24 protein-coding genes and 1 pseudogene are annotated in these 26,927 nt (G+C 65.2%); 13 read left to right on the top strand and 12 right to left on the bottom strand.

The window, feature by feature from the left end:
• Nucleotides 1-48: 48 nt before the first annotated feature.
• Nucleotides 49-274, top strand: a pseudogene (locus EPN33_00685) (transcriptional regulator).
• 107 nt (nucleotides 275-381) lie between these two features.
• On the opposite strand, the gene EPN33_00680 reads toward EPN33_00685, so the two are convergent.
• Nucleotides 382-1,260, bottom strand: a complete 879-nt coding sequence (locus tag EPN33_00680; GenBank protein TAN24318.1) for a hypothetical protein — start codon at nucleotides 1,258-1,260, stop codon at nucleotides 382-384.
• A gap of 141 nt (nucleotides 1,261-1,401) precedes the next feature.
• Here EPN33_00680 and EPN33_00675 point away from each other — a divergent pair, with 141 nt between their 5' ends.
• Complete coding sequence (locus tag EPN33_00675; GenBank protein TAN24317.1) at nucleotides 1,402-1,746, top strand: carboxymuconolactone decarboxylase family protein; 345 nt, start codon at nucleotides 1,402-1,404, stop codon at nucleotides 1,744-1,746.
• A gap of 95 nt (nucleotides 1,747-1,841) precedes the next feature.
• On the opposite strand, the gene EPN33_00670 is transcribed toward EPN33_00675, so the two are convergent.
• The 5 genes from EPN33_00670 to EPN33_00650 all read right to left on the bottom strand — a co-directional run bounded on the left by EPN33_00670 (nucleotide 1,842) and on the right by EPN33_00650 (nucleotide 10,367).
• The gene (locus EPN33_00670; protein TAN24316.1) at nucleotides 1,842-4,322 is read right to left on the bottom strand and encodes an ABC transporter permease; all 2,481 of its coding nucleotides are present in this window, start codon (nucleotides 4,320-4,322) and stop codon (nucleotides 1,842-1,844) included.
• A 75-nt stretch (nucleotides 4,323-4,397) separates the two neighbouring features.
• Nucleotides 4,398-5,339, bottom strand: coding sequence for a pyridoxal-phosphate dependent enzyme (locus tag EPN33_00665; protein ID TAN24315.1), 942 nt, complete (start codon nucleotides 5,337-5,339; stop codon nucleotides 4,398-4,400).
• Between the two features lie 86 nt (nucleotides 5,340-5,425).
• On the bottom strand, nucleotides 5,426-5,830 hold the full coding sequence (locus EPN33_00660) for a transcription elongation factor (protein ID TAN24314.1): 405 nt from the start codon (nucleotides 5,828-5,830) through the stop codon (nucleotides 5,426-5,428).
• On the bottom strand, nucleotides 5,831-9,787 hold the full coding sequence (locus EPN33_00655; protein TAN24313.1) for an amino acid adenylation domain-containing protein: 3,957 nt from the start codon (nucleotides 9,785-9,787) through the stop codon (nucleotides 5,831-5,833).
• Complete coding sequence (locus EPN33_00650; protein TAN24312.1) at nucleotides 9,780-10,367, bottom strand: SET domain-containing protein; 588 nt, start codon at nucleotides 10,365-10,367, stop codon at nucleotides 9,780-9,782. Before EPN33_00650 ends, EPN33_00655 begins: the two co-directional genes overlap by 8 nt.
• Before the next feature lie 8 nt (nucleotides 10,368-10,375).
• Between EPN33_00650 and EPN33_00645 the strand changes: the two genes are divergently transcribed.
• Together EPN33_00645 and EPN33_00640 are read left to right on the top strand one after the other, a co-directional pair.
• Nucleotides 10,376-10,723: a hypothetical protein gene (locus tag EPN33_00645; protein TAN24311.1), complete on the top strand. Its 348-nt coding sequence runs from the start codon at nucleotides 10,376-10,378 to the stop codon at nucleotides 10,721-10,723.
• Nucleotides 10,724-10,799: 76 nt separating this feature from the next.
• A complete protein-coding gene (locus EPN33_00640; protein TAN24310.1) occupies nucleotides 10,800-13,001 on the top strand; it encodes a TonB-dependent receptor in 2,202 nt (733 codons plus the stop codon).
• A 30-nt stretch (nucleotides 13,002-13,031) separates the two neighbouring features.
• On the opposite strand, the gene EPN33_00635 is transcribed toward EPN33_00640, so the two are convergent.
• From EPN33_00635 to EPN33_00625, 3 genes are all read right to left on the bottom strand, one after another.
• Nucleotides 13,032-14,522 (bottom strand): aldehyde dehydrogenase family protein, encoded by a 1,491-nt coding sequence (locus EPN33_00635; protein ID TAN24309.1) that lies wholly within the window; start codon nucleotides 14,520-14,522, stop codon nucleotides 13,032-13,034.
• 15 nt (nucleotides 14,523-14,537) lie between these two features.
• Nucleotides 14,538-14,810, bottom strand: a complete 273-nt coding sequence (locus tag EPN33_00630) for a hypothetical protein (GenBank protein ID TAN24308.1) — start codon at nucleotides 14,808-14,810, stop codon at nucleotides 14,538-14,540.
• 61 nt (nucleotides 14,811-14,871) lie between these two features.
• The gene (locus EPN33_00625) at nucleotides 14,872-15,786 is read right to left on the bottom strand and encodes a hypothetical protein (GenBank protein ID TAN24307.1); all 915 of its coding nucleotides are present in this window, start codon (nucleotides 15,784-15,786) and stop codon (nucleotides 14,872-14,874) included.
• A 78-nt stretch (nucleotides 15,787-15,864) separates the two neighbouring features.
• Between EPN33_00625 and EPN33_00620 the strand changes: the two genes are divergently transcribed.
• The 9 genes from EPN33_00620 to EPN33_00580 all read left to right on the top strand — a co-directional run bounded on the left by EPN33_00620 (nucleotide 15,865) and on the right by EPN33_00580 (nucleotide 24,129).
• A complete protein-coding gene (locus EPN33_00620; protein ID TAN24306.1) occupies nucleotides 15,865-16,803 on the top strand; it encodes a hypothetical protein in 939 nt (312 codons plus the stop codon).
• A 14-nt stretch (nucleotides 16,804-16,817) separates the two neighbouring features.
• Nucleotides 16,818-17,624, top strand: coding sequence for a DUF2437 domain-containing protein (locus EPN33_00615; GenBank protein TAN24305.1), 807 nt, complete (start codon nucleotides 16,818-16,820; stop codon nucleotides 17,622-17,624).
• Nucleotides 17,621-18,040, top strand: a complete 420-nt coding sequence (locus tag EPN33_00610) for a hypothetical protein (GenBank protein TAN24304.1) — start codon at nucleotides 17,621-17,623, stop codon at nucleotides 18,038-18,040. The genes EPN33_00615 and EPN33_00610 overlap by 4 nt, the downstream gene beginning before the upstream one ends.
• 139 nt (nucleotides 18,041-18,179) lie before the next feature.
• Nucleotides 18,180-19,646: an Asp-tRNA(Asn)/Glu-tRNA(Gln) amidotransferase subunit GatB gene (gatB, locus tag EPN33_00605; GenBank protein ID TAN24303.1), complete on the top strand. Its 1,467-nt coding sequence runs from the start codon at nucleotides 18,180-18,182 to the stop codon at nucleotides 19,644-19,646.
• A gap of 5 nt (nucleotides 19,647-19,651) precedes the next feature.
• Nucleotides 19,652-19,921 carry a hypothetical protein gene (locus tag EPN33_00600; GenBank protein TAN24302.1) on the top strand — a complete coding sequence of 90 codons (270 nt, stop codon included), beginning with the start codon at nucleotides 19,652-19,654 and terminating at the stop codon, nucleotides 19,919-19,921.
• 4 nt (nucleotides 19,922-19,925) lie between these two features.
• Nucleotides 19,926-20,423: a hypothetical protein gene (locus tag EPN33_00595; protein ID TAN24301.1), complete on the top strand. Its 498-nt coding sequence runs from the start codon at nucleotides 19,926-19,928 to the stop codon at nucleotides 20,421-20,423.
• A gap of 14 nt (nucleotides 20,424-20,437) precedes the next feature.
• On the top strand, nucleotides 20,438-20,881 hold the full coding sequence (locus tag EPN33_00590; protein ID TAN24300.1) for an NUDIX domain-containing protein: 444 nt from the start codon (nucleotides 20,438-20,440) through the stop codon (nucleotides 20,879-20,881).
• Between the two features lie 12 nt (nucleotides 20,882-20,893).
• Nucleotides 20,894-21,571, top strand: coding sequence for a DUF4142 domain-containing protein (locus EPN33_00585; protein ID TAN24299.1), 678 nt, complete (start codon nucleotides 20,894-20,896; stop codon nucleotides 21,569-21,571).
• Between the two features lie 98 nt (nucleotides 21,572-21,669).
• Nucleotides 21,670-24,129 (top strand): ABC transporter permease, encoded by a 2,460-nt coding sequence (locus tag EPN33_00580; protein TAN24298.1) that lies wholly within the window; start codon nucleotides 21,670-21,672, stop codon nucleotides 24,127-24,129.
• A 15-nt stretch (nucleotides 24,130-24,144) separates the two neighbouring features.
• Here the strand turns inward: EPN33_00580 and EPN33_00575 are convergent, their stop codons facing one another.
• From EPN33_00575 to EPN33_00565, 3 genes are read right to left on the bottom strand one after another with little or no spacing between them, the layout of a single operon-like run.
• Nucleotides 24,145-24,738, bottom strand: coding sequence for a TetR/AcrR family transcriptional regulator (locus tag EPN33_00575; GenBank protein TAN24297.1), 594 nt, complete (start codon nucleotides 24,736-24,738; stop codon nucleotides 24,145-24,147).
• 11 nt (nucleotides 24,739-24,749) lie between these two features.
• The gene (locus EPN33_00570) at nucleotides 24,750-25,655 is read right to left on the bottom strand and encodes an ornithine cyclodeaminase family protein (protein ID TAN24296.1); all 906 of its coding nucleotides are present in this window, start codon (nucleotides 25,653-25,655) and stop codon (nucleotides 24,750-24,752) included.
• Nucleotides 25,655-26,896 carry an MFS transporter gene (locus EPN33_00565; protein TAN24295.1) on the bottom strand — a complete coding sequence of 414 codons (1,242 nt, stop codon included), beginning with the start codon at nucleotides 26,894-26,896 and terminating at the stop codon, nucleotides 25,655-25,657. The genes EPN33_00570 and EPN33_00565 overlap by 1 nt, the downstream gene beginning before the upstream one ends.
• Between the last annotated feature and the right edge of the window lie 31 nt (nucleotides 26,897-26,927).

Below are 26,927 nucleotides of genomic sequence, written 5' to 3'. Positions count from 1 at the left end.
GAGCAGGCCTTGCTGGGCAAGATTGACCGTCGCGCAACCCTTGCGGAAATGCGCAACAGCCGCAGAATCAGCCAAGCCAAACTGGCGGATGTTTTGGGAGTCAAGCAAATGCAAGTGTCGCGCCTGGAGCGCCGCGCTCTCCACGCTGCGGCGAACGGTGGAAGCGCCGGGCGGCCAGTTGACCCTCATTGCCACGTTTCCGGATCAGCCGCCCATGGCGTTGGCGGCCGGCACCGTCAACGTGACCAAAAGCCCCGCCGCGCGGAACGCATAGGCTTCCCGCCGTGGGTTGCAGCGGCAGCGGGCAGGTGACCGTGGCGGCAGGGGCCGAGCGCCAGTTCTCAAACGAGCGCGGCTGCCGAGGCGTACGGATCCAATCGACTATTTTTCCCGCGCGAGTTCGGTTTCCGAGCCGATGAAGCCCCAGGCGTTCCAGGCCTGGCCGGTCACCACCTGCCGGAACAGCGCGCGGGCCGCGCGGCGCTGGCCGTGGTAGAGGTCCCAGTTGCCTAGGCCGTAGGTCACCGTATCGAACGCCAGTTCGGCCTCGGTGTCGTTCGGATCTTTCGGTTTGGGCGGCTGCACCTGCGAGGCTGGCAGAGCGCCCTGGTAGAAGCGGATCAGGCGCAGATAAAAGGCGATGTGCGTGTCATGGTTGCGCATCGCCGGGGTGATCCGCTTCAGGACGCGGGCAGCGGCCTGCGGTTTGCGGGCGCGGCGCAGGGAGACGTAGGCCCAGTTGGAGCAGTCAATCAAGTCGTCGTCGGTCGTCGCCAGATCGCGCGCACGCAAGAACTGCATAGCGGCGGCGGCGAACTGCCCCTGGAAATAGTGCGCCAGCGCGAGGTGATAGTGCGCCTGCAGCAGCCGGGGATCGAGCTGCACGGCGCGCTCCAGATCTCGCTGCGCGAGGCGGAATTCCCGCAGGCCGAGCTCGCGGTGGCCGCGCTCGAGCAGCAGGGAAGCGTCACGCGGCGCCGCCCGCAGCCCGCGCGTGTCGGTCGCAATCGCCTCGCGATACTGCCGCTGGTTGGCCTGCGCGAGCGAGAGCGCCAGCACCAGCTTGGGGTTCCCAGGGTCAGCGGCGAGCGCATGCTGCGCGGCCCGTATGGCCGCGTCATCGGGCAGAGCATAGAGTTTGCGGCCGAGTTGCGAGGTTACCTCGAAAGCGCCGGCCGCGGGCGCGGCTTGCGCTGTGGCGGCTACAGGGCCGCCGGTGAGCAGGGCCGCCGCTACCAGCGCCGGCAAAAAAAATCGCATCGCACACCTCCGGGACTTTGCGACGCCAGAGTAACACATTGATTCGCACGGGGCCCGGCGTGGCTGCGCCACGCCACCCGCTTGAAAGCTTTGCAGCCTTGCCGGCAAACGTTGCACCATGGGTAAAGGGGACAACTCGTCATGGAAAAATCACTCTATCCGGAAGCAACGCCGGAAATTGGCAAGGCCCGCGAAGCCGCAGCGCCCGAGATGTTGGCCGCGTGGCGCGTCTTCAGCCGCCAGACCTACGCCGATGGCGCCCTGCCCGGCAAGACCAAGCAGTTGATCGCGGTGGCTGTGGCGCACGTCACCCAGTGTCCCTATTGCATTCGTCACCACACCGCGGCCGCCCTGACGGCTGGCGCCACCGAGCCGGAAATCATGGAGGCCATCTGGGTCGCCGCCGAGATGCGGGCGGGCGCGGCGGTGGCGCACTCCGCTCTGGCTTTGGATGAAATCCAGCGGCGCCGGCCCGTCTCCCGGTAACTGCCCCGGCTAGGCGAGTTCGCCAAACTGAGCGAGGTCACCGGGCAGCACTTCGACACGGCCATCGTGTCGGCCACCTGAAAGCGGCTGATCCCTTACTGCTCGCGCAGGGCGGCGTTCGGGTCGAGCCGCGAGGCGCGCCAGGCTGGCAGCCACGAAGCGAGGGCGGCAATCACGAAAAACAGCACCACCATCGCGGCAAACGTTGCCGGATCGGTCGGCGTAACACCAACGAGCAGACTGCCGATCAGGCGGGTGAGCGCCACGGCGGCCACCAGCCCCGCGATGATGCCGGTCACCGTCAGGCGCAGTCCCTGCCCCACGACCAGCCGGAAGATGCCGCCGGGCTCGGAGCCGAGAGCCATGCGCACGCCGAATTCAGCGGTTCGTTGCCGTACCGCGGTGGCCAGCACGCCGTAGAGACCGACCGCAGCGAGCAGCAGCGCGATGACCGCGAAAACACCGATCAGCAGCAGTGAGAAACGCGTGCTGGATTGCATTGTGGCCACCAGCGCATCCATCGGCTGAATCCCGGTCACGAGTACATTAGGGTTCAGGCGTTTGATTGTGGCGCGCACTTCGTTGCTTAGGCCCGCCACATTCCCGGTGCCGCGGATCACCCAATTATTAACGACCCCTGAGCCCACATAGGCGTCGGTGAAATACACCTGTTCGCGGCCGGGCACTGCGAGCGACTCGTCGCGCGTGTGGGCGACGACGCCAATGATTTCGACGGGGACGGGCTGGGGCGTGGCGACCCGAATTAAAATTTGTTTTCCGATGGCATCGCCACGCGGAAACGCTTTGTGCGCCAGTTCCTGGTCTACGACCACAACGTTGCGACCGGGCTGGTTGTCGGCTTCGGTAAAGGTACGGCCGGCGAGCAACGGTATGTGCATGGCTTCGAAGTAGCCGGGCAGCACAAATTGAAAGTCGGTGGCCTGATACAGGCTGGCATTTTGGCCCGCATCGAGGTTGCCCCAGCGAATCGGGCTAAACCCGCCGGCCAGCGGCAGCGGGCGCGCGGCGGAGACGCTTTGGACGCCGGGAATCGCCTCCAGTGCCTGCTCGGTTTGGCGCACTTCGGCGGCGCGCGCGGCGGGATTGCCGCCCCTGCCGCCCAGGATCTGGAACGTCAGCAATCCCTGCGGATCGAACCCCGGGTTCGTGTGCTCCAGGTCGCGAAAACTACGGAACATCAGGCCCGACCCGATCAGCAGCACAAATGCCAGCGCCACCTCGATCACCGCGACCACGCGCCGCGTCATGCCCGCGTGGGTCAGGCCCTCGGTGCGGCCGCTGCCGCGGAGCACGGCGAGAGTTTCGGGACGCGACGCGCGCCAGGCGGAGAGCGTTCCGAAAATTGCAGCCGCCACCAGGGCCGCGATGGCCGTAAATAGCAGCACCGGGCCGTCAATACGGATCGACGCCAGGCGAGGCAGGGTTGCGGGCGCGATGGCCAGCAGTTCGTGCATCCCCGCCCAGGCCAACAACAGGCCGCCAGCGGCGCCGAGCACCGCGAGCAGCAGCGCCTCGATCAGCATCTGGCGGATCAGGCGCCAGCGGCTCGCCCCCATCACGGCCCGCACCGCCAGTTCGCGCTCGCGCACCGACGCCCGCACCAGTAGAAGGTTGCCGACGTTGGCGCAGGCAATGAGCAGCAGGAAGATGGCTGCGCCCATCAGCGCCTCGATGGCCGGCCGCACCTGCGAGGTCACGTAGCCGAGCAGCGGCTCCAGCCGGATCGCGTAGCCGGCGGTGCGCTCAATCAGAAAATGTTGGCGCGCCACTGCGGCGACGCGGCTGACGGCATCCTGCGCCTGCTGCAAGGTGACGCCTGGCTTCAGCCTCCCAATAGCATGGATCGAAACTGAATCGCGGTTTTGGTTGTTGTAACTTAGACGGTTGGCGAACCAGATTTGCGGATCGGGCAGCACCTGCGCTTCGGGGGGAAAGTAGAGCTGGAAGTGCGGCGCCAGCACTCCGACGATGACCGGCTTGAGGCCGCCTTGCGTGGGCATGACATGACCGAGAATCGCCGGATTGCCGCCAAAGCGGCGCTCGAAGTAGCTGTAGCTCACAATCGCCATCGTGGGCAGGCGCGGCGTCGGGGCGCCCTGCGCCCCCGGCGGTGGAGGCGGCGGCTGAGGCAGGCCGTCCTGGGCGGTAAAATCGCGGCCGAGCGCGAGGTGAGCGCCCGTCAACCGGAAGAAGTTGGTGGTGACGACGGCGATGCGCACTTGTTCAGGCGTTCCGTCGAGCGCCGGCAGGATCGCGCGCCCCGTGAAGACGCCCGCGAAGCCCTGAAAGGCGCTCGTCGTCTGATCGCGCATGTCAATAAAGTCTTCGTTGGAAAAAGGAAAGTCGCGGACGTGGCGCGCCTGCAGGTCCATGCAGGCAACCACCAACTGCGCCGGGTTCTTATACGGCAGCGGCCGCAGCAGGACGGCGTTGGTGACACTGAAGATGGCGGTGCTGGCGCCGATGCCGAGCGCGATAGTCACCACCGCGGCGAGTGTAAAGACCGGATTTTTGCGCAGCGTGCGCGCGGCGACCTTTAGATCCTGCAGCGGCATATTTCACCCCGGGCGTATGGCGAGCATAGCAGGCTTACCAGCGCGGTTCCAACACCGGGTTCTGGCGAGTCACCTTTAGAGCCCCGCCCGGCTGCGGATTTCCGGCGCGATATTGGCCCCGGTGACCAGCGCCGCGGCGCGTGAAACCGGTTGCTGCAAAAATGCTGCCATCGCCGCCGCGCCAGACAACTCCGCCAGCACGCCCGCGCGCGCGTGGAGCACACGCACGGCGGCAAGCATGGCCGGCTCGGACACCAGCCGCACGTCGTCGACCAGCATACGAATGGCGGTCACGTTCTCCGGTAGAGGCGTGCGTGTAGCGAGGCCTCCGGCGCTGGTGTCGCAGCGGTCGGTGCCGATGGGATGGCCTGCTCTCCATGACAGGGCATACGAGGGCGCCCGCTCGGCCTGCACGCCGGTAATGCGGACTCCCGGCTTCCGATGCTTAATGGCTGCGGCGACTCCACGGATCAGCGCTGTGTCGCCCATGGGAACAAAAACGGCTTCGATATCCGGCATCTGATCAAGCATTTCCAGGCCAATTGTCGCCGTGCCGGCAGGAACGTCAGGATCGCTGGCATCATTCAGGTAAAAGACGCCGTCGCGCCGGGCGTATTCCGTGGCGGCTTCGGCGGCACCGGAAATATCGGGCGCTGCGACCTCGACGAGGCGCGCACCTAAACCGCGAATGTTGTCGCGTTTGACCGGATTGGGATGTGCGGGCAAAAAGATGGTCGCCGGCACGCCTAACGTTTTCGCTGCCCACGCCACTGCCGCGCCGTGATTGCCCGTACTGGAGGCGATCACTTCCCTGACCGGTCCCATCTTCAGCCGCCGAGAGAGCGAAAACAGGGCGCCCCGCGGCTTGAAACTGCCGGTAGGCAGTTCGCATTCCAGCTTCAGAGCGGGAAGCCCGGGCATTGTGACCAGCCGCGTCGGCGGGAGATAGGCGCGCAGGTAGAGCGCGGCAGCCTGCATCGCCAGGGGACTGGGAACCGCCGCCATAGCAGCCATCATACTGGTCTCGGGGTAGAAGCGCCAACGTGGCGGCTATCTCGGAACCCTCCTCCCACGCCTCCGCCCCGCGCGCGGCGTAATACCGCTCAGGCAGCCTTTTTGCGCCGAAGTGCGGCCGAGCGCGCCTGCTTCGAGAGGGCCTTGTGCGAGGCCGTGTTTTTGGGCTCGCGTTGCAGCGCACGCTCGCGCGCCCGCGATCGCTTGAGCGACGCCTTCTTACCGGGCTGGCTCTGGCCTTCCTTGTAGGCGCGCTCGGCGCTCTGGCGCGTTTTGTCCGACGTTTTGCCGCGTTTCGGCGGTTTCAGCGGAATGCCGGCGCGGCGCGCTTCGTTCAGTCCAATGGCGATGGCCTGCTGGGGCGAGCGCGCACCGTGCTGGCCGTGGCGCACGTGCTCGATTTCCTGATGCACGAACTCGCCCGCCGCGGTCGAGGGCTTTTTACCCGCGCGCAGGTTCTGCTTAGCTTTGCGAACGGTGGTTTTGTTTGGCATCTAGGATGAGATGCCCGACATGGCCTCGAGAGTAACCTTGGCTTCCATCGGCCGCGCCGGAGCGCCGCCGAAGACCGCGGCCGGAGGCACTTCGTCGTACTTCATCATGACCGCGTGGGGCTGCACCCGCGCCCCCGTGCCGATGCTCGCGCCATAGAGCACCACCGCGCCGTCGCCCACGGTCGCGCGGCGCCCCACCCGGACGGTGTCCATCTTGAGCAGCCGGTCCTCGAACGTATGCGACTGCATATTGCCGTTCACGGTCGCGCCGTCCTCAAAATGCAACATGTCGGGATCCACGACCTGCGCAAAGCCCGGTCCGAGCGCCACCCGCCGTCCGATCCGCATGCCCATCCGCCGCAGGAACTGGTTTAGCAGCAGCGTTCCTTCGAGCGGCGCCAGCACTGGCTGGCCCCAATACTCCCAAGCCATGTAAAGAATGTCCCAGCGGCCGCACCAACACGACCAGAACTGCCGCGTGCCCGGTTTCACGCGCCCCAGCAATCCCCACTTCGCCGCGCACACGGCCGCCATCGCCGCGAGCGCCATCGCCACCGACAGTGCCGGCGAAATTCCACATGCCAGCAGCCATGCCCCGCCACTCACGCTGTCCAGGGCCGCAACCCATCCCGCGGCCAGCAGCAGCGGCAGCGCCGGCAGCCCGAACCGCGCCACCTCCCAGAACACGCGCGTGGCAAAACGCAGCGGCCCGGGCGCGACGCTGAATCGCGGGTCGACGACCGCTGGGCGCCGCGGCAGCTCCATCGGCGGCTGCCCGAACCAGGCTGTGTCCGGCCGTACCTGCGCCGCATCCGGCACCGTCGCCACGCCGATAAACATCGCCTCCGGCCACTCGTAACCGGCAGGAATCACGGCGTGGTTGCCGATGAAGGTTCGCGCCCTCAGATAGGTTCGCGGAATCGTCAGCGTGCCGCGATGCCGCCGCGGACCCGCCAGATAAATGCCATCGGCGAAAAAGCACGCATCGCCTACCGTCACGGCTGCGGGCACGACATCGAGGATGGAGCTGATCTCGCAGCGCCGCCCCACGCCCATCCCCGCCGCTCGCAGCCACAGCGGCCAGAAGAGAGTCCCCGCCAGCCATCGTCCTGACTCTTCGAGCAGCCGTCCGGTCGCATGCAGCCGGATCGCACTCCAACTCCAGAGGCTCACCGGACCACGCGGCAGCCGTCCCAGCCACCGTGCCGCCAGCGCGCGCGCCGCTAGCGTTAGCACCAGCGCCACGGCTGCGATGCCTACCGCTGCCGCAATCCACGGCGCATCGAAGCGCGGCGCATAAATCCAGTCCGTCAGCCGCGTGGCGTCTGCCGCCGGCAGCAGCGCCGCGACGATCACCAGCGGTAATGCGCTGGCCAGCACCCTTGCGGTGCGGCCGGCCATTACCAGCACGGCATGTGCAAACGGCGGCAACTCCCCACCTGTAACCTCCGGGGCTTCCCCCGTTCTCCCCACCCGCCCCGCCGGCGTCCCTTCCCAGCGCTCCCCTGCCGGCACGCCGCTTCCGGCCGGCAGCCAGCTCAGCGGTCCCAGCGATGCGCCATCGCCCACGCTCGTCCCCGGGTCCATGCCCGCGCGCGTCTCCAGCGTGGCATCCGCGCCGATCGTGATGCTGCCGATCTCCAGCTCACCCGCCTCCAGATCAGCCAGCCCCAGCTCGGCTCCCTGACACAGCGTCGCGCCATTTCCGATGCTCAACAAATCCCAGCCGCCACGCGCTAAGGTCACGCCGCGATGAATATAGACCCTCTGCCCCACGCGCGCACCCAGCCGCCGCAACGCCCACGCCTGCACGCTCGTGCCCTGCAACATGCCCCAGGGAATATTGCGCGCCGCCTGCGTCACCATCCAGTGCCGCAGGTAATACCCGCTCCACATTGGCGTACGCAAGGGCCGGTACGCGCCGATCAGCAGTTTCTTCACCCCTGCCGTCGCCCACACACTCAGCGGCACATACAGCAGCGCGCCGGCGGCGCTCGCCACGCCCGCCAGCAGTAAGCCTTCCCACAACGGCCAGCGCTCGAACAACCACGGCAGCGCGGTGAACATGGCCCAGTAGCCCAAGGCGCTGACCACCACCAGTTCTGCCAGAATCCAAACCGCCTGCATGAGTGTGCACAGCACCGGCCCGACCGTCGCGCCCGGCGCAGGCGCTTCCCCCGAAACCGCCGGCTCAACCGTATCTCCGGGCTCGGCCGCTGTCATCCGTCGCGCCAGTGCGGCTACGCTCCGCGCCGCGTAAAGATCCCGCACCGTAGCCTTCCAGCCGTCTGTGCGCAGCCGCACAATGCAATCTACTGCGGTGAGCGAATCCCCGCCCAGGTCGAGAAAAAAGTCCTCGTCGAGGCCTACGCCTTCGGGCTGCTGCAGTGCCGCCGCAAACGCCTCCGCCGCCGCTCGCTCCCGCGCATTCCCCGGTTGCACCGTCTGTTTGGACCCGCCCGCCGCGATCTCCGCATCCGGCAGTTGCGCGCGGTCCAGCTTGCCCCCAGCCGTCGTCGGTAGTGCACTCAGAAATGCGAACCGCCCCGGAACCATATACGCCGGTAATTCCGCCGCGACCGCCTGCCGCAGCGCCTGGGCTGCCGGCGGCACGCCGGCTTTTTCCGGCACAAGGAACGCCGCAATCGTGTTGCCCTGTATTTTGCAGGCTGCGGCGCGCACGCCGGCGCAGCGCCCCAGCACGGCTTCAATGGCTTCCAGCTCGATCCGGTAGCCGCGGAGCTTTGTCTGCGCATCGATCCGCCCCAGGCATTCCAGCATGCCGTCTGCCCGCCGGCGTGCACGGTCGCCGGTGCGATAAATCCGCCCGAATTGCACGTGCTCAATGAATTTCTCCGCCGTAAGTTCGGGCAGATCGCGGTAGCCACGCGCCAGGCACGCGCCGCCCAGGCACAACTCGCCCGCCTCGCCCTCCGGCGCCTCCTCTCCGGCTTCGTTCAGCACAACTGCCGTGCAGTTCGCTACCGGCCGCCCGATAACAACCTCTTCGCCCGGCCGCACCTGGGCCCGCACCGACGTCACCGTGCATTCGGTCGGCCCGTAGCCGTTTTCCATCCAGCGTCCGCGCGCCCAGCGGTCAGCGATGTCCTGCGGTAGCGCCTCGCCGCCGACGTACAGCAGTTCCAGTTCTGGCAATTCCTTGTCCGGACGCTGGCAGCCCATGGCCCGCAGCAGCGTCGGCGGGGGGCAAAGCACGTTGATCCGTTCGCGCCGCAGCCACGCCGGCAAATCCGGCCCCAGCCGGATGGTCGTATCGTCCAGCAGAACCAGCGTCGCACCCGCCGCCAGCGCCAGCCAGGTCTCCTCGATCGAGGAGTCATACGCGGGCGACGAGCACTGCGCCACCCGCGTGCCCGGCTGCAAGTTGAAATAATCGAGGTCGGCCAGCACCAGGTTCACAATCGACCGGTGCTCCACCATCACCCCTTTCGGCTTGCCCGTCGTCCCCGAGGTGTAGATCACATAGGCAAGGTTGCGCTCGCTGGCTTCCTTCCGAGGCCGTATCACCGCAGGGCCGCCTTCGCCCTCGACCGCCACGATGGGCGGCAGACTCGTGCTCAGCCGCGCCAGCCGCTCCCGTCCGCCGGCGTCCGTAATAATCGCCGCCGCGTTCCCAGCCACTGCGGCAATATGGGCGTCCGGAAACGCCGGATCGAGGCAGGTAAACGCCGCACCCGCTTGCAAAACGCCCAGTTGTGCCGCGTACAGGCATGGATCGTTGCGCGCCAGCAGCACCGCGACTATCTCATCGGCGCCCGCGCAGTCCGCAATCCGCGCTGCCAGTGCGGTCGCCTGCTCGCGCAACTCGCGATAGGTAACCGAAACCCGATTGCCTCCGGCTTCCTCGGGAGGCGTCTCCACCGCGATTCGGTCCCCATGCTGGTCCGCAATGCGGTTAAAAATGTCGTGAAGGAGTCGTGGCTCCTGATCAGGCATGGGTAGCCAGAGTGGCCCCGGTCGCTTCGGGCTGCTCCCGGCGCACGTGCGCGGCCACGTACGGCGCCAGCTTCACGCGCTCGGCCGCGCTCAAATACCGGTAGCCGCGAACCTGTACGCCCCCGCAATGCCCACAGCGGCAGCGGAAGGGCGAATCCATCGCATATTCGTTGCAGTTGTAGTTGAACGTGACCTCTTCGCCGCTGGTAATCGCCCGGATGGCCACCAGTTTCCGTCCCATTACCGCTGCATTGGGCTCACAGGAGTGATTCAGGAACATCCAGACGCAGCCCTCGCCGTCGGGCATTAAGTGCTTGTCCACCCCGATCTGGACCGAATAGCGGTCGGGTTGCTCCGCTACCTTGCCCTGGAGGACCAGCAGGACTTCGCCCGGTTGAAACGATTGCCCTGCGTCCACGCGCGCCCTGCCTCCGCTTCGTGCTACCCGCAGGAATGATTCGGTTTTCATGAATGCCTCGTATACGCGAAGCGCCACGCACACGAATTCCGTGGCGCAGCGCACGTTTGTTACTCCCAGTGTAGCTGGTTTTCGTAACCTTTGCGGTCCTCCCGCGCTCATACTGAAGGGTGAGGCGGTCCCTTCAAATCGCGGCCCTGGTAGTGCTAGCGCTGGCGCCTGTGTTCAGCCTTGCCAATAGCATTGCCGGCCGCCCCATTTGCTGCTGGTGGATGCACGCCTGCCCCATGTCCCAGGCAGCGTCCATGCCGGACATGGCCAACTGCCATATGCAGGCATCCTGCCACACGGTTGCCCCCGCACCCTTGTTGATGGCCGCGCCTTCGGTTCCGCTCTACCCGCCCACCGCCGTCCAGCGGCTCGCATCGATTCATTCCGCTCGCGGTTTCCAGTTCGTCCTCGGCGCTGCCGATCTCTTCGGCTTTGCCCCCTCCATCTTCCACATTCCGCTCGCTTAGCTTGCTCCTTCCCTGAATTTCACTTTGGCTCCTGCGCTGTCAAGCGCACCCGCGTCAATAAAAGAAGGGGGCATCCGTGCGGTTATTTCCGTTAGTGCTGTTATTCCTGAGCTTGCCGTTTTCTATCTGGGCACAGTCGATCACTATGCAAGGCATCGTCCACGATCCTGAACATCGTCCCGTCGCGCACGCCACCGTACTGCTGGAATCCCCTAGCGCCGCCCGTGCCACTACGACCAACGATAATGGCGAGTTCAGCTTCGACTCGGTTGCCCCCGGTGGCTATACGTTAGTCGGAACCTCCAAGGGCTTCGCCGCCAAGCGCCTGTCGATCACCGTCACCGCCAGCGGCAACCCGGTGTTTCACCTCGAGCTTGCCGTCCAATCGCAGTCGCAGCAGGTTACCGTCTCGGCGAAAGCGGTGCAACTGAACCGTGAGACCTCGACCTCGCAAACCACCGTCACCGCCCTGCAAATCCAGCGCGCGCCCGGCGCCGATCGCGCCAACAGCCTCGCCATGATTACCGACTTCGTTCCCGGCGCCTACGTCGTCCATAACATGCTGCACGTGCGCGGCGGCCACCAGGAATCCTGGTTTCTCGACGGCATTCCGGTGCTCAATACCAACATCGCCAGCAACGTCGGTCCGGTCGTCGATCCCGGCAATATTTCCTCACTTCAGGTGCAGACCGGTGGCTACTCGGCCGAGTACGGCGGCCGCGGCTACGGCTTTTTTGACGCCATGACGCCTTCCGGCTTCAACCTCAACAACCAGGCCGAGCTCACCGCCTCGGCCGGCAACTTCGGCCAGACCCATGACCAGCTCAGTTTCGGCAGCCACACGCAGAGGGCGGCGTATTACGCCAGCCTGGATGGCAACTTCTCCCAGCTTGGCCTTTACGCACCTTCGCCGGAGGTGCTGCACGACAATACCGCCGGCCTCGGCGCCCTGCTTTCGGTCACCTATAACGCCTCTGACGAGGATCAGCTCCACGTCCTCGCCTCGCTGCGTGGCGACAACTACCAAATCCCCAACACGCCTGCGCAGCAGGCCTCTGGCATCGCCGATCGTGACCTCGAGCGCGACACTCTCATCGGCATGATCTGGACCCACACGTCGCCCCGCGGCATCGTGCTCACCAGCTCGCCCTTTTATCACTTCAATCGCGCCAATTTCGTCGGCGGGCCGTCCGACACGCCGTTTGTCCTGAATGACAACCGCCGCTCGCTCTACTACGGCGATCTCACCAGCCTTATCATCCCCTTAGGCGCCCAAACTCTTACCAGCGGCTTTGAAGTCTGGGGCGAGCACGACGATACCTTATTCAATCTGCGCGCCAATCCAGGCTCGGCGGTCAGCGCGCAGCGCTTCACCCCTTCTGCAGATTCCGAAGCCGCTTTCCTTGAAGATAGCTGGCACGCCACCCCCTGGCTGGGCCTGAACGGCGGCGTTCACCTCACCCGCTACAGTGGCCTGGTCACCGAAACCGCAGCCGATCCCCGCGTCGGGGCTTCGCTTCTGTTGCCAAGCTGGCGCCGCGGCCCGCAGGTCACCCTGCACGGCTACTATGCGCAGTATTACCAGCAGCCGCCGCTCGACACCATTTCCGGCCCGCTGCTGAACTTCACTCTCCAGCAGGGCTTTGCCTTCGTTCCGCTCCAAGGCGAGCGCGACAAGCAATGGGACGCCGGCTTAAGCGTTCCGCTGCACGGCTGGTTCGTGAACTTCGACCATTTCCGCACCGACGCTTCCCATTTCCTTGATCACGACGAGCTCGAAAGTTCCGACATTTTCCTTCCGCTCACCGACGCGGCCGCCCGCGTCATCGGCAACGAGGTCACCCTCCGCTCGCCCGAGATCGCCCATCGCGCCCGCCTGCGTGTGGCCTACTCCAATCAGATTGCCCGCGCCCGCGGCCCGGTCACTGGCGGACTCATCAAGTTCGCCCCTGCGGGCTGGTTCCTCCTCGACCACGATCAGCGCAACACTTTAAATGCAGTGCTCACCACCAACCTGCCTTGGCAGAGCTGGGCCTCGGTGGTCTACACCTACGGCTCCGGTTTTCTGGATGGCGATGGTCCGGCACACCTGCCGCCCAACTCCCTGGTTGGCCTTTCCATGGGCAAGCAATTCGGCGAGAGCCTTTCGGCCAGTCTGAACTTCACCAACCTCGCCAATGCCCGCTACCTGCTCGACAACAGCAACACCTTCGGTGGCACGCACTGGCAGTACCCGCGCCAGTTTTACGTCCAGCTCCGCTGGCGCCTGCATTACTGACAGACGCCGGCCGGCGCAGTCGTCTACGTGCTAGAACGGATAAATCCCTTCTGTGTGCCGCAGGGTCACCCAGTGATCTCTTGTGAACTCGTGCAGGATCCATTCGCCTCCAAACCGTCCGATCCCGCTGTTCTTCTCGCCTCCAAACGGACCGGTCGAGGTGTCGTCGACGCTGTGATCGTTGACGTGCGTCATCCCGGCCTGTATCCCCAGCGCGAACCGCACCCCGCGTTCTTTATCGCGCGTGAATACCGCACTGGAAAGTCCAAATGGGGTTCCGTTCGCCGCCCGTAACGCTTCCGCATCTCCGTTCACTTTGATGATGGGCGCCACCGGGCCGAAAGTTTCGTCCTGGGCGACCTGCATATCGTTTTTCACGTCTACAAAGACGTGCGGCGGAAGCACCTGGCCCTGGGGATCTCCGCCCACGACCTGACGCGCCCCAGCGGCGCGCGCGCCCTCGATGTGCGCCAGGAATCCTTTCAGTTGCTTTTGGTTGATGATGGGGCCGATCGAGACGGCGGGATCGTGAGGATCTCCATACTTCAGGCCTTTCACGTGTGCCGTAAACCGCTCCACGAATTCGTCGTGTATCTTGGCGTCGACGATGATGCGGTTCGTACTCATGCAGATTTGCCCTTGATGCAAAAATCGGCCGACCACCGTGGCCTTCACCGCGCGCTCCACGTCGGCATCGTCCAGGATGACGCAGGGCGCGTTCCCGCCGAGTTCCAGAGCCACCCGCTTCATCTGCGGACCACTCATGGCCAGCCCTCCGATGTGCCGGCCCACCCGCGTCGAGCCCGTGAACGAAATGAGTCTGGGAATCGGATGGAGCGTGAACGGATCGCCGATCTCGGCGATGGGGCCGATCACCACGTTGAACAGGCCCGGCGGCAGGCCGGCCTCCTCGTAGATCTTCGCGAGCAACAGCCCACCGGTGACGGGCGTATCTTCGGCAGGCTTGAGAACCACCCCATTGCCCAGCGCCAGCGCCGGACCCACTGAGCGATGCGATAAATACATGGGGAAATTCCACGGGCTGATCACACCGATCACACCCAGCGGCTGGCGGTAAGCCCGGCTCTCCTTCCCCGGCTCATCGAGCGGGAGAATGCGGCCCTCGGCGCGGTGCGGAAACGACGAGGCTTCGAGAGTGATGGCGTGAACAAACTGCCACTCCAACTCCGCCTTGTTGCGCGTGCTGCCCGATTCCCGGATCAGCCACTCCACGATCTCCTCGTGGCGCGCTTCCATGATCTGCAGCGAGCGGATCATGACTGCCGCCCGCTCCGCCGGCAGCCGCGCCGCCCAGGCGACCTGCGCTTTGGCGGCCGACTGGTAGGCCTCGTCGAGATCGCTGTAGTTCGCCATGGCGATCTCTGCGAGCGTCTCTCCCGTGTACGGATCGGTGTCGATTTCTTTTTCGCCCTGCCGCCCCAGCCGCCACGAGCCGCCGATGTATTGCCCATCAAAGCCCGTGTACTGTTTCAGGGTCCCTTTGCTGATCATTGTTGCCATGAGGGTCTCCTTTCCTCACCAAGGTAGTTCCAGCCCCATTCGAGAACAGAATTTGCCCGCCCGTCGGACGATCGCGATTGCGCGGATATTGGCATCGTCTCCCAGCACATACGCGCCGGGGAAACCTGCCGGTTGCAGTCCGGCCCAGTGGTCGTGGTTTTTGTCGGGCAGGGTGACGTGGACAGCCGCCTGCCGCGCCGGGTTGTGGGCGAAATTCAGTCCGGAAGAGCCATCGCAGTCGATGACAACGCGCCTGGCGCTCGCTTCGGGTCCAACACTGCTGGACATGGTCTGGCCTCGCGAGGGGGCCGTCCCCTGGCTATTCGCAGATTAGCACCGTCCTGGAGTCTCAGCTCTGCCCGGCTTTGGACAGGTGAAGGCTGCCGACGCTCATATCAATCGTGACCGTGGCGCCTTTACCGTCGCCCATCTTCAGCACCGAATCCCCTTGCGCGTCCTTGCTGAAGCTGGCGTCCGTCACGTCGTTGTGCAGGAAGCCCAGGTCCTTATGCGCCACGATCACCGGGTCCGCGTTCGGCAGCAAGGCCAGGTAGGTGCCGCCCACATCGGTCTTGATGTGAATGTCGCGCGTCACGCCCAAGCCGTCGGTGAATTTCACCGAGCCGTAGTCGTTCTGCAGTTTTAGTGACAGCCACTGCGGCCGGTACACGTCAATATCGCCCACGTCGGTGAAGGCATCCACGGCGGCCCCGCCCGGCGCCGGATTTCCGCCATGCAGCGCCAGGTTGCCGTAGATATTCCGGATCACGACGGCCACATTGGGCGGCGTCGTGAGCCGGATTTCCGCCCACAGCACCACCGCCTTGCTGCTGCCGGCGTCGCGAATGAATACCTTTTTGCCCTGGTAGATATTGCTGTCGGTGCCGTGAATCCCGATGACGCTTTTCATCTTCGGGTAGCCATAGTTCCGGAAATGATCGAGCGGATAGTTGCCGATGATCCGCAATTGGCCGTTGATGTTGTTAATCGCGAAGGTGAGCTGCTGCGACAACGCCTGCGCAAACGTGGCGTCGGCACCGGCGGAATGCACCAGCACCACCACCGAAATCGAGTCCCCAGGACTGGTTTCGACGCTGATCGGCCCCACCAGGTTCTCGATCACAATCTGGTGTACGCTCGCCGCCGGCACGTTCTTGACGATGGGCCGGATGTAGGTTGCCTTATCGCCCGCCCAGGCGGCGCTCAGCAACCCGAGAAACAGTAGCGGAAACACCAGGCACGCACGCCGGAACAAGGAGGGCATAGAGAGTCCAATCTTTCCCTGATTATAGGTCCGGCAGCTCCGGCGGACGCACAGGTACAATTACCTTAAGAGGTTCCTATGGTATCGAGGGCGTGGCAAGCAGGTGCGGCCGCTGCGATTGCCTTGTTGCTGGTGGCAGGCGCCGGCGCGCAGCAGCAAAATTCCGACGGCACTTTCGTGCTCGGCGCTACGCCGAGTCCCACCGCGAACCAACCCGAATGGACGCTGGCGCCCGCCAATAAACGTCTGGCGGATCCGCCGCCAACCCGGATTCAAAATATCATCCAGTCCTTCACCACCAACGAAGCGACCTTCATGCAACTGCTGGCCAATAACTACACCTACACCGAGTCCATCCTGGTGCAACAGTTGGATAGCGACGGCAGCCCCAGCGGCGCCTACCAGCAGACCAACAATATCGTTTACACCCCCGGCAGCGGCCGCCAGATTGTCTGCACCTACTGCCCGCAGCCGAGTCTCACCGCCTTTGGCCTCGATGAGGGCGACCTCACCGACATGTTCAACATGAACATGTACACCTTCCCCGTCGACCGGCTCCCGGACTACAACATCAGCTACCTGGATCACCAGCCCGTGGGTGAAATTACCGCCTACGTGTTCCGTGTCCAGCCCAAAAAGCTCGTCAAGGGCCAGCGCTACTTCGACGGCATTATTTTCGTCGACGATCAGACCCTGGGCATCGTGAAGAGCATTGGCCGGGTTGTGCCCAACAAGTACGACAAGCACGGTAATCCCACCAATATTTACCTGCCCTTCACCGTCTGGCGCAAAGAGGTCGATGGCAAGTACTGGTTCCCGGCCTACGAGCGCATGGAAGGCACGCTGAATTTCGGTCAGGGTCAGGCCCCCATCCCTATGCGCGAAGTGATCCAGTTCACAAACTACAAGCGTTTTGGCGCCTCCTCGCGTATCCTGTCGGTGAAGACACTGCCGCAGGACAAGAAGCAGCCGGAGAAGCCGAAAAAGAAGCCCGGCGGCGGCGGAAATCCAAACTAGGAAAGAGCAAGCACATGCCTTGGGTACGATTCCTGCAGGAGGGACAGATCTGCTGGGGCCAATTGCGTCACGAAGCGCAATGCGACTACATTCAGGCTTACGCCGGCACTCCCTTTGAGGACGGCTGCCGGCCGGTCGCCGGCCGCGAGCGCCTTCCGCTCTCCGTGACCCCGCTGCTGGCGCCCTGCGATCCCAGCAAAATCGTCTGCATTGGCCGCAACTTCAGCGCCCACGCCCGCGAGCTCGGCAACGAGGTCCCAAAAGAGCCGCTCTTCTTCCTCAAGCCGCCTTCCGCGCTCCTTGCCCCCGGTGGCACCATCCTGCTGCCGGTGCTGTCGCAGCATGTTGAGTACGAAGGCGAGCTGGCGCTGGTCATCCGCCGCCGCTGTTCCCATTTTTCTGCCAGCGCCGATCCGCGCCCCTACATCCTTGGCTACACCTGCCTCAACGACGTCACCGCCCGCGATCTGCAAAAGTCCGATCCGGTCTTTACCCGCGCCAAGGGCTTCGACACTTTCTGCCCCATTGGCCCCTGGGTCAGCGAAGCGCCGCGGGAAGGCGACCGCCCCTGGGACGGCCTCGAGATCGAAACCCGCGTCAATGGCGAGCTGCTGCAGCACGGCAACACCCGCGATTTCATGTTCCCGCTGCCGCGCCTGCTTGCCGCCGTTACGGCCGTCATGACCCTCGAGCCCGGTGACGTGCTGGCCACCGGCACCCCCTCCGGCGTCAGCAAACTGTCGCCCGGAGATCGCGTTCGCGTTACGATTAGCGGCGTGGGCAGCCTGGAAAACTCCGTGGCTGCCGCGCCGTCAGCATGACCATCCCCAGCTACGCCGTTCCCGTCGCGATCGCCGCCGGTGTCGTCATCGTCGCCGGAGTCGCGTCGTGGCTGCTCTTTCACCGCCGCCTCACGCCCGAGCAGATCGAGTGCGCCCGCCGCCTGCACGTCCACGCCATCGGTCGCATCACCGCCGGAGAAATCCTGGACATGGTTTCCGCTCCCGCCGAAGCTGGTGAAAACCAGCCCCCCACTCTCATCTATCGCTACGAAGTTGGTGGCGTCACCTACGAAGTCTCGCAGCCGCTCTATCTGGTCCCGCGCGAGATCGACCCTCAAAGCTGGATTCCCGGCCTCCCCGTCCAGGTCATGTTCGACCCCTCCCAGCCCGCCAACTCCATCGTCGCCTGTGAGCGCTGGATCGGCCTCGGCGCGCGTAAGCGCGCCGGCGCCTAGCGTCGGCCTGCGTGCAGCCGCCCGGCCATCCGTCTCGCGCCTGCGGATTCCTCCCCTAGCTGATTGCCGATCGCTGATTGCTGACAGCCGACTGCTGATAAGCGCCGGCGCATACGTGCGTTCGCTAAAATAGACTCGTATGCCTGTCCCCTCCGCATCCGCCGCTTCCAGCTCGGCTCTGGAGCGTTACGAGCCGGTCATTGGACTGGAAGTTCACGTCCAGCTTAATACTGCCTCCAAAATTTTCTGCGGTTGCGCCAACCGTTTTGGCGCCCCACCCAACAGCCTCACTTGCCCCGTTTGCCTCGGCCTTCCCGGTGCGCTGCCGGTTCTGAACCGCGCCGCCGTCGACAAAGCCATGCGCGCCGCGCGCGGCCTCAACGCTACCGTCAATGCGCGCTCGATCTTCGCGCGCAAGAACTACTTCTATCCCGACCTGCCCAAGGGCTACCAGATCAGTCAGTACGACCTGCCGCTGGCCGAACACGGTGGGCTCGACGTTTTGGGCAAGCGCATCGGCATCACCCGCCTGCATCTCGAAGAAGACGCCGGCAAAAACATCCACGAGGGCCTTCCCGGCTCCGACAAGCACTCCTATGTCGATCTGAATCGTGCCGGCGTGCCCCTGGTCGAAATCGTCTCTGAACCTGACATGCGCTCACCCGAGGAAGCCTTCGAGTATCTCACCCGTCTCAAGGAGATCATGCTTTACCTCGAAGTCTCGGATTGCAACATGGAGGAGGGCAGCCTGCGCTGCGACGCCAACGTCAGCATCCGGCCGCGCGGCCAGGCGCAGTTCGGCACCAAAGTCGAAGTTAAAAACCTCAATTCCTTCCGCTATCTCCAGCGCGCGCTCGAGTACGAAATTGAACGCCAGGCCGAGGTACTCGACACGGGTGGCCGCATCGGGCAGGAAACCCGCCTCTTTCAGGTCGCCGAAAATCGCACGGCTTCCATGCGCTCCAAAGAGCACGCCCATGACTACCGCTATTTCCCCGAGCCCGATCTCGCGCCCCTCATCGTGAGTGACGCCTGGCGCGCCCGCGTCGAGGCGGACCTGCCCGAGCTGCCCCAGGCCCTGCGTGAACGCCTCCAGGCCACCTATGGCCTTTCCGTCTATGACGCGCAGGTGCTGACCGCCAGCCGCGCCCTTGCCCGCTACTTTGAACAGGCCGCCAGCGGTTCACCCAATCCCAAGGCCGTGGCGAATTGGATCATGGGCGACCTTCTCGCTTACGCCAAATCGGTCAACACCGGGCCAGAAACCGTCGGTATCCCACCCGCGCATATCGCCGAATTGGTGGCCCTGATCGACGAAGGCGCCATCTCCGGCAAGATGGCCAAGGATGTCTTTGCCGCCATGCTCGCCCAGCACGAGCCGCCGCGCAAGCTGGTCGAATCCATGGGCATGAAGCAAATTTCCGATACCGGGGCCCTCGACAAAATCATCGACGGGGTCGTCGCCGCCCATCCCCAGCAAGTGGCCCAGTACCGTGCCGGCAAAACGTCGCTACTGGCCTTTTTTGTCGGCCAGGTCATGAAAGCCTCGCGCGGCCAGGCCGCGCCCGCCCTGGTGAATGAGCTCTTGAAAAAGAAGCTGGGCTAGCGCCGATGTACGCCCAGAAGCTCAAAGTCCTCCTGGCTGGCCCCGCCGGGGCACGCCCTTGCCCCTTGCGCTATCTTGACAGTTTCGCCATGCGCAGCTTCACCGGCGAGAGCCGCTTCGACGACACACTGCCGGCGGGTGAAGGTCTGCTCGAGGCCGGCGCCCAGGTCCCCAGGGAGGCCTTGCGGACCGCGCTGGAAGACTGGTTCCGGCGCAAATCCTATCTCAAACCTGGTGAGTCAGTGCAGTTGGAGACTTTCAGTCAGCTACGATGAAGCTATGCGCTTCCGGTTTCCCCTGCTCGCACTCTGTCTGGCTGCTTGCACTCTCGCCCTCCCCGGGCAGATTGTCGCCAGCGGTTCCTTCGGCGTGCATGCCAATCGTGGCGAGGCGCATACCGTCGGTCGTGTCGCCGGCTCCATTGCCATCGCGCTGCCACCGCTGCCGCACGCCCTGTTTCTGTGGAACATGGCCTCGCTTGGTTTTGACCGCCAGCAGCATCACAACGGCGGCTCTATCGCCACTGGCTTCGAGCTCTGGCTTTCTCCCTCGCTTCGTCCCGCCGGGAGCTGGGGACCGCTGGTGCTGGGCGAGGTTGCGGTCGGCCGCCGCTTTGGCCTCGGCTTGCACGGTTACACCGCCGTCGGCGGCGGTGTGGGCTGGTCGCTCGGTGACTGGATTCCTTACCTAGAGTTCCGCCGTCGCGTCAGTTTCCACCCTCACCGTCCCGGCGACAATCAGATCCTTATCGGTCTGAAGTTCATTCTCTTCGGCTGAGGCGCCCGCGCGCGATGGAATTTAGCGCCACTTTATTCCGCTGTTGCTCCCGTGCTTTCGTGGCCGGTTATGCGCGCTGGCCCATTTTTGGCGAGCTGCCAGGCTCGGTAGCCGTCATTCGCCGTGGCGATCTCTACCTGCTGCAGTGGCGCAACGATGGTCTGGGCTGGGCCTTCCCGGGTGGCACCGCCTGGCCGGGCGAGAGCGCCGAGCACACTCTCCGCCGCGAATTGCGCGAAGAAACCGGCCTGCGCATCCACTCCTGTCAACGGCTCTTTACCTATCCCGATCATGCCTATATCCCTTCCCGCATCAGCGTGTTTACAGCCTGTGCGGAAGGCGAGCCTCGCCCGAGCTGGGAAGGCCGCCCCGAATGGCGGTCCTTGCCCGCCGACCCGTTTTTCCTATCACATTTGCCTATTCTCGCGTTCCTCCAGAGCCATCTGCCTCCACGCTGACCAGAGCTCCCGATGCATCCGCAGCCCGCGGCTGGCCATCTCACCGGGCACAGTTTCCGGAGGCTACCCATGCACTTTCACCAGCACTTAGCAACTTCCATTCTCAGCGGCGCGCTGATGGCGGCCGTACCGTTCTGCCTCGCGCAGGGGCAGGCGGGCCAGCAGGCGCAGCAACATCCCAAGCAGGGCCAGGCGGCTTCGCACCCCTCCCGTTCCATGGCGAGCGCCGATCAGCGTGCCGCGGATCTGCTCAACTCCATCAACAAAACAGAAATCGACGGCGCCGAGACGATTCAGGGTCACGTCGATAACCCCAACGTCAAAAGCTACGCGCAGGATCTGGTCAACGACCACAAGAACCTGCAGGATCAGCTTCAGAAAGCTGCAGATCAGGCCAAGATCAGCCTCCGAGAAAGCTCGGCAATGAAAAAGCAGGAGCAACGCGAGAATCGGCGCTGGGACAAGGAAAAACCCGGGCCGGCGGCCAGCAGCTATGTCGCCGCTCAAATCCGGGATCATGAATCGGCGGTGAAGCGCTTGCAGCATCTGGAACCGCAGATCACCGATCCCCAGCTCAAGCAGGTCGTCCAGAGCTCCATTCCTGTGCTGCAGAAGCATCTGGATGCAGCCCGCAAGCTGCAGTCCGAAATGAAGGGCGGCGGTAATGGCTCCGGTGGCGGCTTGCGGTAACCCCAGCCCTGATTGGTGACAGTCTCAACGCTTGCCGGCCCCGGTTCGTCCGGGGCCGTTTTTTGCCGTCGAGCGGCAACCATAGTAGATTGACAACCATGGATACCGCCTCCTGGATTCGGGATATGCGCGGCGGCGCGCGCCTGCTCTGGCACCGCCCCGGTTTTGCCATCGCCGCCATTTTGTCCCTGGCACTCGGCATCGGCGTCAACACCACGGTCTTTACGCTCGTCAATACCGTGTTTCTGCGCCCCGTACCGGTGCAGAATCCCTCGCGTGCGGTCGAGATCTTCACGCAGGACACACGCAACGCCGCCCAGGGCTACCTGCCCAACTCCTACGTGAATCTGCGCGATCTCCAGCGCGAGAACACCGTTTTTTCTGCCATGTCCATGGACGTGCGCACGGGCGTGTCCTGGACCACCCAAGGCCACGCCGAGCAACTCAATGCCGCCCTGGTGAACGCCAATTTCTTTCCGCTCCTGGGTGAGTCCATCGCGCCCGGCCGCAATTTCCGCGCCGACGAAGACGATGTTCCCGGTGCTCATCCCGTCGTTATCCTCAGCCACAATCTCTGGGTCCGCCAATTCGGCGCCGCTCCCGGCCTGATCGGCCGCTCTGTGGACCTGAACGGTCTACCTTTCACCGTCATCGGTATCGCCCCCAGTGGTTTTCAAAACGTCGGGGTCCTCGGCAGCCCGGATGTCTGGATACCCCTGGCCATGCACGACCAGGTGTTGACCGGCGTATTGAAAAATTGGTACAACCAGCGGCGTGCGCTGTTTGCCACCGCGGTCGCCCGGCTCAAGCCCGGCGTCACCCTCCAGCAGGCGCAGGCCGCCATGGCGGGGTTGGCAGCGCATCTGGCCCAGCAATATCCCACCGATGATGCCGGCCGCACGGTGACGCTGGTGCCGATGAGCTATAGCAACGTCAACCCCAACGCCCGCCCCGCGTTTCTGCTCGCCGGCGAACTGCTGTTTGCCATTGCCGGCCTGGTGCTGCTGATCGCCTGTGCCAACGTGGCCAACCTGTTGCTCGTCCGCGCCACCCAGCGCAGCCGTGAGTTTGCCGTCCGGCTGGCGCTCGGCGCAGGGCGGGGAAGGCTGTTGCGGCAGCTTCTGACCGAATGCCTGCTGCTCGGCCTGCTCGGCGGCGCCGTGGGCATCGGTTTCGCCTATCTGGCGCGCAATGCGCTTTGGGCGCTGCGTCCGGCCGGGTTCGGCAACCACCTTCACCCCTCCCTCAGCCCCGCAGTGCTGCTGTTTACCTTCCTCGTCGCCCTGGTCGCTACGGTTCTGTTTGGCCTCACACCCGCGCTGCGCGCCACGCGCACGGCCCCGCTCGCCTCCCTCCGCGATCGCACCGAGACCCCCAGCGGCAGTCAGCACTGGTACAGCCTGCGCGGCCTGCTGGTCGTCGTGCAGGTCGCTTTTTCGCTGATCGCCCTGGTGGGCGCCAGCTTGTTTGTCCACAGCCTGCTGAACGCTCAAAAAGTGAGTACCGGCTTCGATGCCGCTCAACTGGTCGTCCTCGCCCCCGATCTGGCGGCTGCACATTACACGCCCGAGCAGATCCACCAGTATTACCAGAACGCCCGCGCCCGGCTGGCCGCCCTTCCCCAGGTGGCCGCCGTCAGCGTCACCAATGCGCCGCCCCTGTTTGGCGGCCTGGCGCGCACCACCTTTCCCGGCGGCGTCGACACCTCCGATACCCGCAACGGCAAGCTCACGCCCGTCACCGCGGTCAGCCCCGGTTATTTCCACACCATGGGCATGGCCCTCCTGCGCGGTCGCGGCATCAGCCCGGACGATACCGCCACTTCCCCCATGGTTGCGGTGGTCAACACCGCCTTGGCGCACCGCCTCTGGCCCGGCCAGAACCCTGTCGGCAAGCACCTCAGCTTTCTGCAGGAGACCTGGGACGTGACCGTCGTGGGCGAAGTTCCCACGGTCAAGTACGCCTCGCTCGGCGAGCCGCCGCAAGCGCAGGTGTACTTCGCTTTCCGCCAGCATCCTGGTCCCGGCGCCGTCCTGGTACGCACGCACGGTGATCCCAGCGCGGCGCTCGCAGACCTGCGCGGCGTGATCCACAGCCTGGATGCCAGCCTGCCCCCGCCGCGCACGCGCCTGATCTCGCAACAGTTAGCCAATCTGCTCGCCGCGCCCGCCCTCGGCGCTGAGCTGCTGGCGGTCTTCGGCATTCTGGCACTGCTGTTGGCCGCGGTCGGCACCTATGGCGTCATGTCGTATTCGGTGGCCCAGCGGCGCCGCGAAATCGGCATCCGCATGGCGCTCGGCGCCCGCGCCGGCGACGTGATGGGACTGGTGTTCGGCAATGGCATGGCCATGATTGCCGCCGGTCTCCTCGCCGGTCTCGGCGTTGCCGCTCTGCTCAGCCGCGGTCTGGGCAGCTTGCTCTTCGGCATCGGTGGCTTCGACGCGACCAGCTTCCTAATCGCCCCCGCGGTCCTGCTGCTCGCCGCCTTCTTTGCCTGCTGGCTGCCTGCTCGGCGCGCCGTCCACATCGATCCCAACCGCGCCCTGCGCCTGGACTAGCCGGACGCTACCTGCCTATAAAGCTCCGCGGAAGAAAATCTCCGTGTACTGCCGCGCAATCTCCTGCTCGCTGACGCCGCCTTCCGCCCGATACCACTGGTACATCCAGTTCATCATGCCCAGCAGCGCCATCGCCGCCACATGCGCATCTACGGCTGGCTTCTTGAGCCCGCGCTGCTTCTGCACTGCCGCCACCAGATCTCCGAGATAAACCATGTAATGCTTCTTGCGCGCATTGATCTGGCGCGCCGCTTCCGCCGGCAGCGTCCGGTTCTCGTGCAGGATCACCGTGATTTCGCGGTCATGACCACTCAGCACCAGCCCCACGTGCCGCGCGATGCAGGCGCGCAGCCGTTGCTCCGGATCGGCGATTCCGGCAACCTCCGCCAGCACCTTCTCCTCGAACACATCCATGCCGTAGGTCATGATCTCGACCAGGATCTGTTCCTTGCTCTCAAAGTGATGGTAGAGCGCCGCCTTGGAGAAATTCAGGGCGCTGGCGATATCCTGCATCGAGGTGGCGTCATAGCCACGCTCCTGAAACAGCCGTGCGGCTGTGCGCAGGATGTCGCGGCGGGACTCTCCGGGGGCCGGTTTCCCGTTACTCATTGCGATTCATCCTAGCACGCACTCTGCTCAACCAGCCACGCCGCCGCCGCCACATCCTCTACGGCATGACCCACGGATTTAAATACCGTAATCTGGGCCGCATCCGTTCGGCCCGCGTGCTCGCCGGCCAGGATCGCTCCCAGCTCAATCCCGCTCGCCGGATCCATCCCCTGCAGCTCGTAAGCACCGGCGGGGAACGGCGCGAATGCTCCCCGTGATTCTACCGCCAGCAGCCCTGCTTCCACCGTGGCGCGGTCGATCTCGCCTCCACCAATCCCGACGGAATTGATATGCGCCCCCGCCTGGATCCACTCCCGCCGCACCACCGGCTCATCCGCGTGCGTGCAGGCGCACACCACATCCGCGCCCCGCACCGCGGCTGCAAAGCTCTTCATCGGCCGCGCTTCCCATTCTGCCGCCCGTGCCTGCACGTGCGCCGCCGTCCGCCCCGCCACTCGAATCTCCGTAAACGGCCGCACCCTCCGCACCGCCTCCCAGTGCGCCTGCGCCTGCACGCCGGTTCCCAAAATGGCCAGCACCCGCGCATCCTCCCGCGCCAGAGCATCGGTCGCCACCGCCGACACCGCGCCCGTCCGGGCCGCCGTCAGCGCCGTCGCCTCCAGGATCGCCACCGGTGTGCCTGTATCCGCATCAAAAAGCGCGATCAGCGCCTGATGGCCCGGCAGTCCCCGCTCCGGGTTACGCGGAAACACACTGACCAATTTCGCGCCCAGCATCCCGCTCGCCGCCCCCGGCATCGCCGCCAGCAGCCCCGTGGGCGCGTGGGCTGCGATCCGCGCCGGCGCCGAGGCGCGGCCGCAGTACAGGTCCATCAACGCCGCCGCCATGGCCGCGCGCAAACCGTCACTATCGCGCAGCCGCGCGCGCACGCGCTCCGCATCCAGCCAGATCTGCATCACCGTATTGTGGCAGCATAGCTGCCAGGCTCCGATCGCGGTCGCCGCGCCCGCCACCGCCCCAGCCGGATCATGGCTGCGATCCCCAGCGCCGGGCCGGGCACGAGCGCCAGAAACGCGCCTGCCCACCCGAGCCGCACCTGGAGCCACGGCAAAATCCAGATCGTAATACAAGCCAGCGTAAAGCCCAGCCCCAACTGCAGTGTCAGCGCCGTGCCGACGTAGTGCGGGTCCGCCAATTCCGTCACCAGTGCCGAAAATTGCGCCGAATCCGCCACCACCCAGAAGCCCCACACCCCCGCCACGGCAATCACCGCGGCCAGCGCCCAGGGGCTACTTCCGCGAATCCAACCCAGCGTCAACGCGCACGTTCCCGAAAACGCCATTGCCGTGGCCGCCGCCCGCTCCCGTCCGCCCCGGTCACTTAGCACGCCGCCCCACCAGCAGCCCACGCCGCCCACCGCAATCACTCCAAACGTAATTCCCGCCGCCGCCGCGGGCCCCACCCCAGCGCGCGCGCAGGCATCGGCCAGAAATAGTCCGATCCAGCTCCACATGGCAATCAACTCCCACATGTGCCCCAGATACCCGCCGATGGCCAGCCGCACGCCCCGCTGCTGCCAGAGCCGCCTCACCGCATTCCAGGCGAACCGCGCGCGGACGAACGGGTATGGCCCCTCTGCTCCGGCAAGGCCACCCCACAGCCCTCCGGCCGCCGTGAGCGCCGATGTAATCCAGACCACCGCGTGCCAGTCGGCTCCGCCCAGGGCTGCTGCCAGATGCGGCAGTGCCGCTCCCACCGTCAGCGCGCCCACCATCACTCCCAGCGCCATCCCCCGCCGCGCCCGGAACCAGGTGGCCATCAACTTCAACGCCGGCGGATACACCAGCGCCAGGCACGCCCCGGTGACAAACCGCCATGGCCAGGCGCCTCCAAAACTGTGGCACAAGGCTATCGCGGCGTTGGCCGCCGCCGCCGCCAACCCGCCGCTCAGAATCAGCCAGCGCGGCGCCACCCGATCCGCAACATTGCTCAGGGCCACCGCCAGCGCGCCGGCAACAAAACCCAATTGTGCGGCAATCGTCAGCCAGGCAGCGCCACTGCCGCTCACATGCCATGCCTGCCGCAGCGGAGCGACCAGTGCCGCGGTCGTAAACCAGGGCGCCATCGCCAGCAACACCGCCACCGCGAGTGCCATCAACGCCCGCTGCGCCTGCTGCCGCTGTGTGGTCTCCTGCATCTGGGAATTGTAACCAGAGCGGGTTTATGGG

This window comes from Acidobacteriota bacterium (assembly GCA_004299485.1).
Taxonomy (GTDB): domain Bacteria; phylum Acidobacteriota; class Terriglobia; order Terriglobales; family SCQP01; genus SCQP01.
The sequence above is the reverse complement of the archived record's forward strand: the minus strand, read 5'-3'. Positions and strand labels throughout refer to the sequence as shown.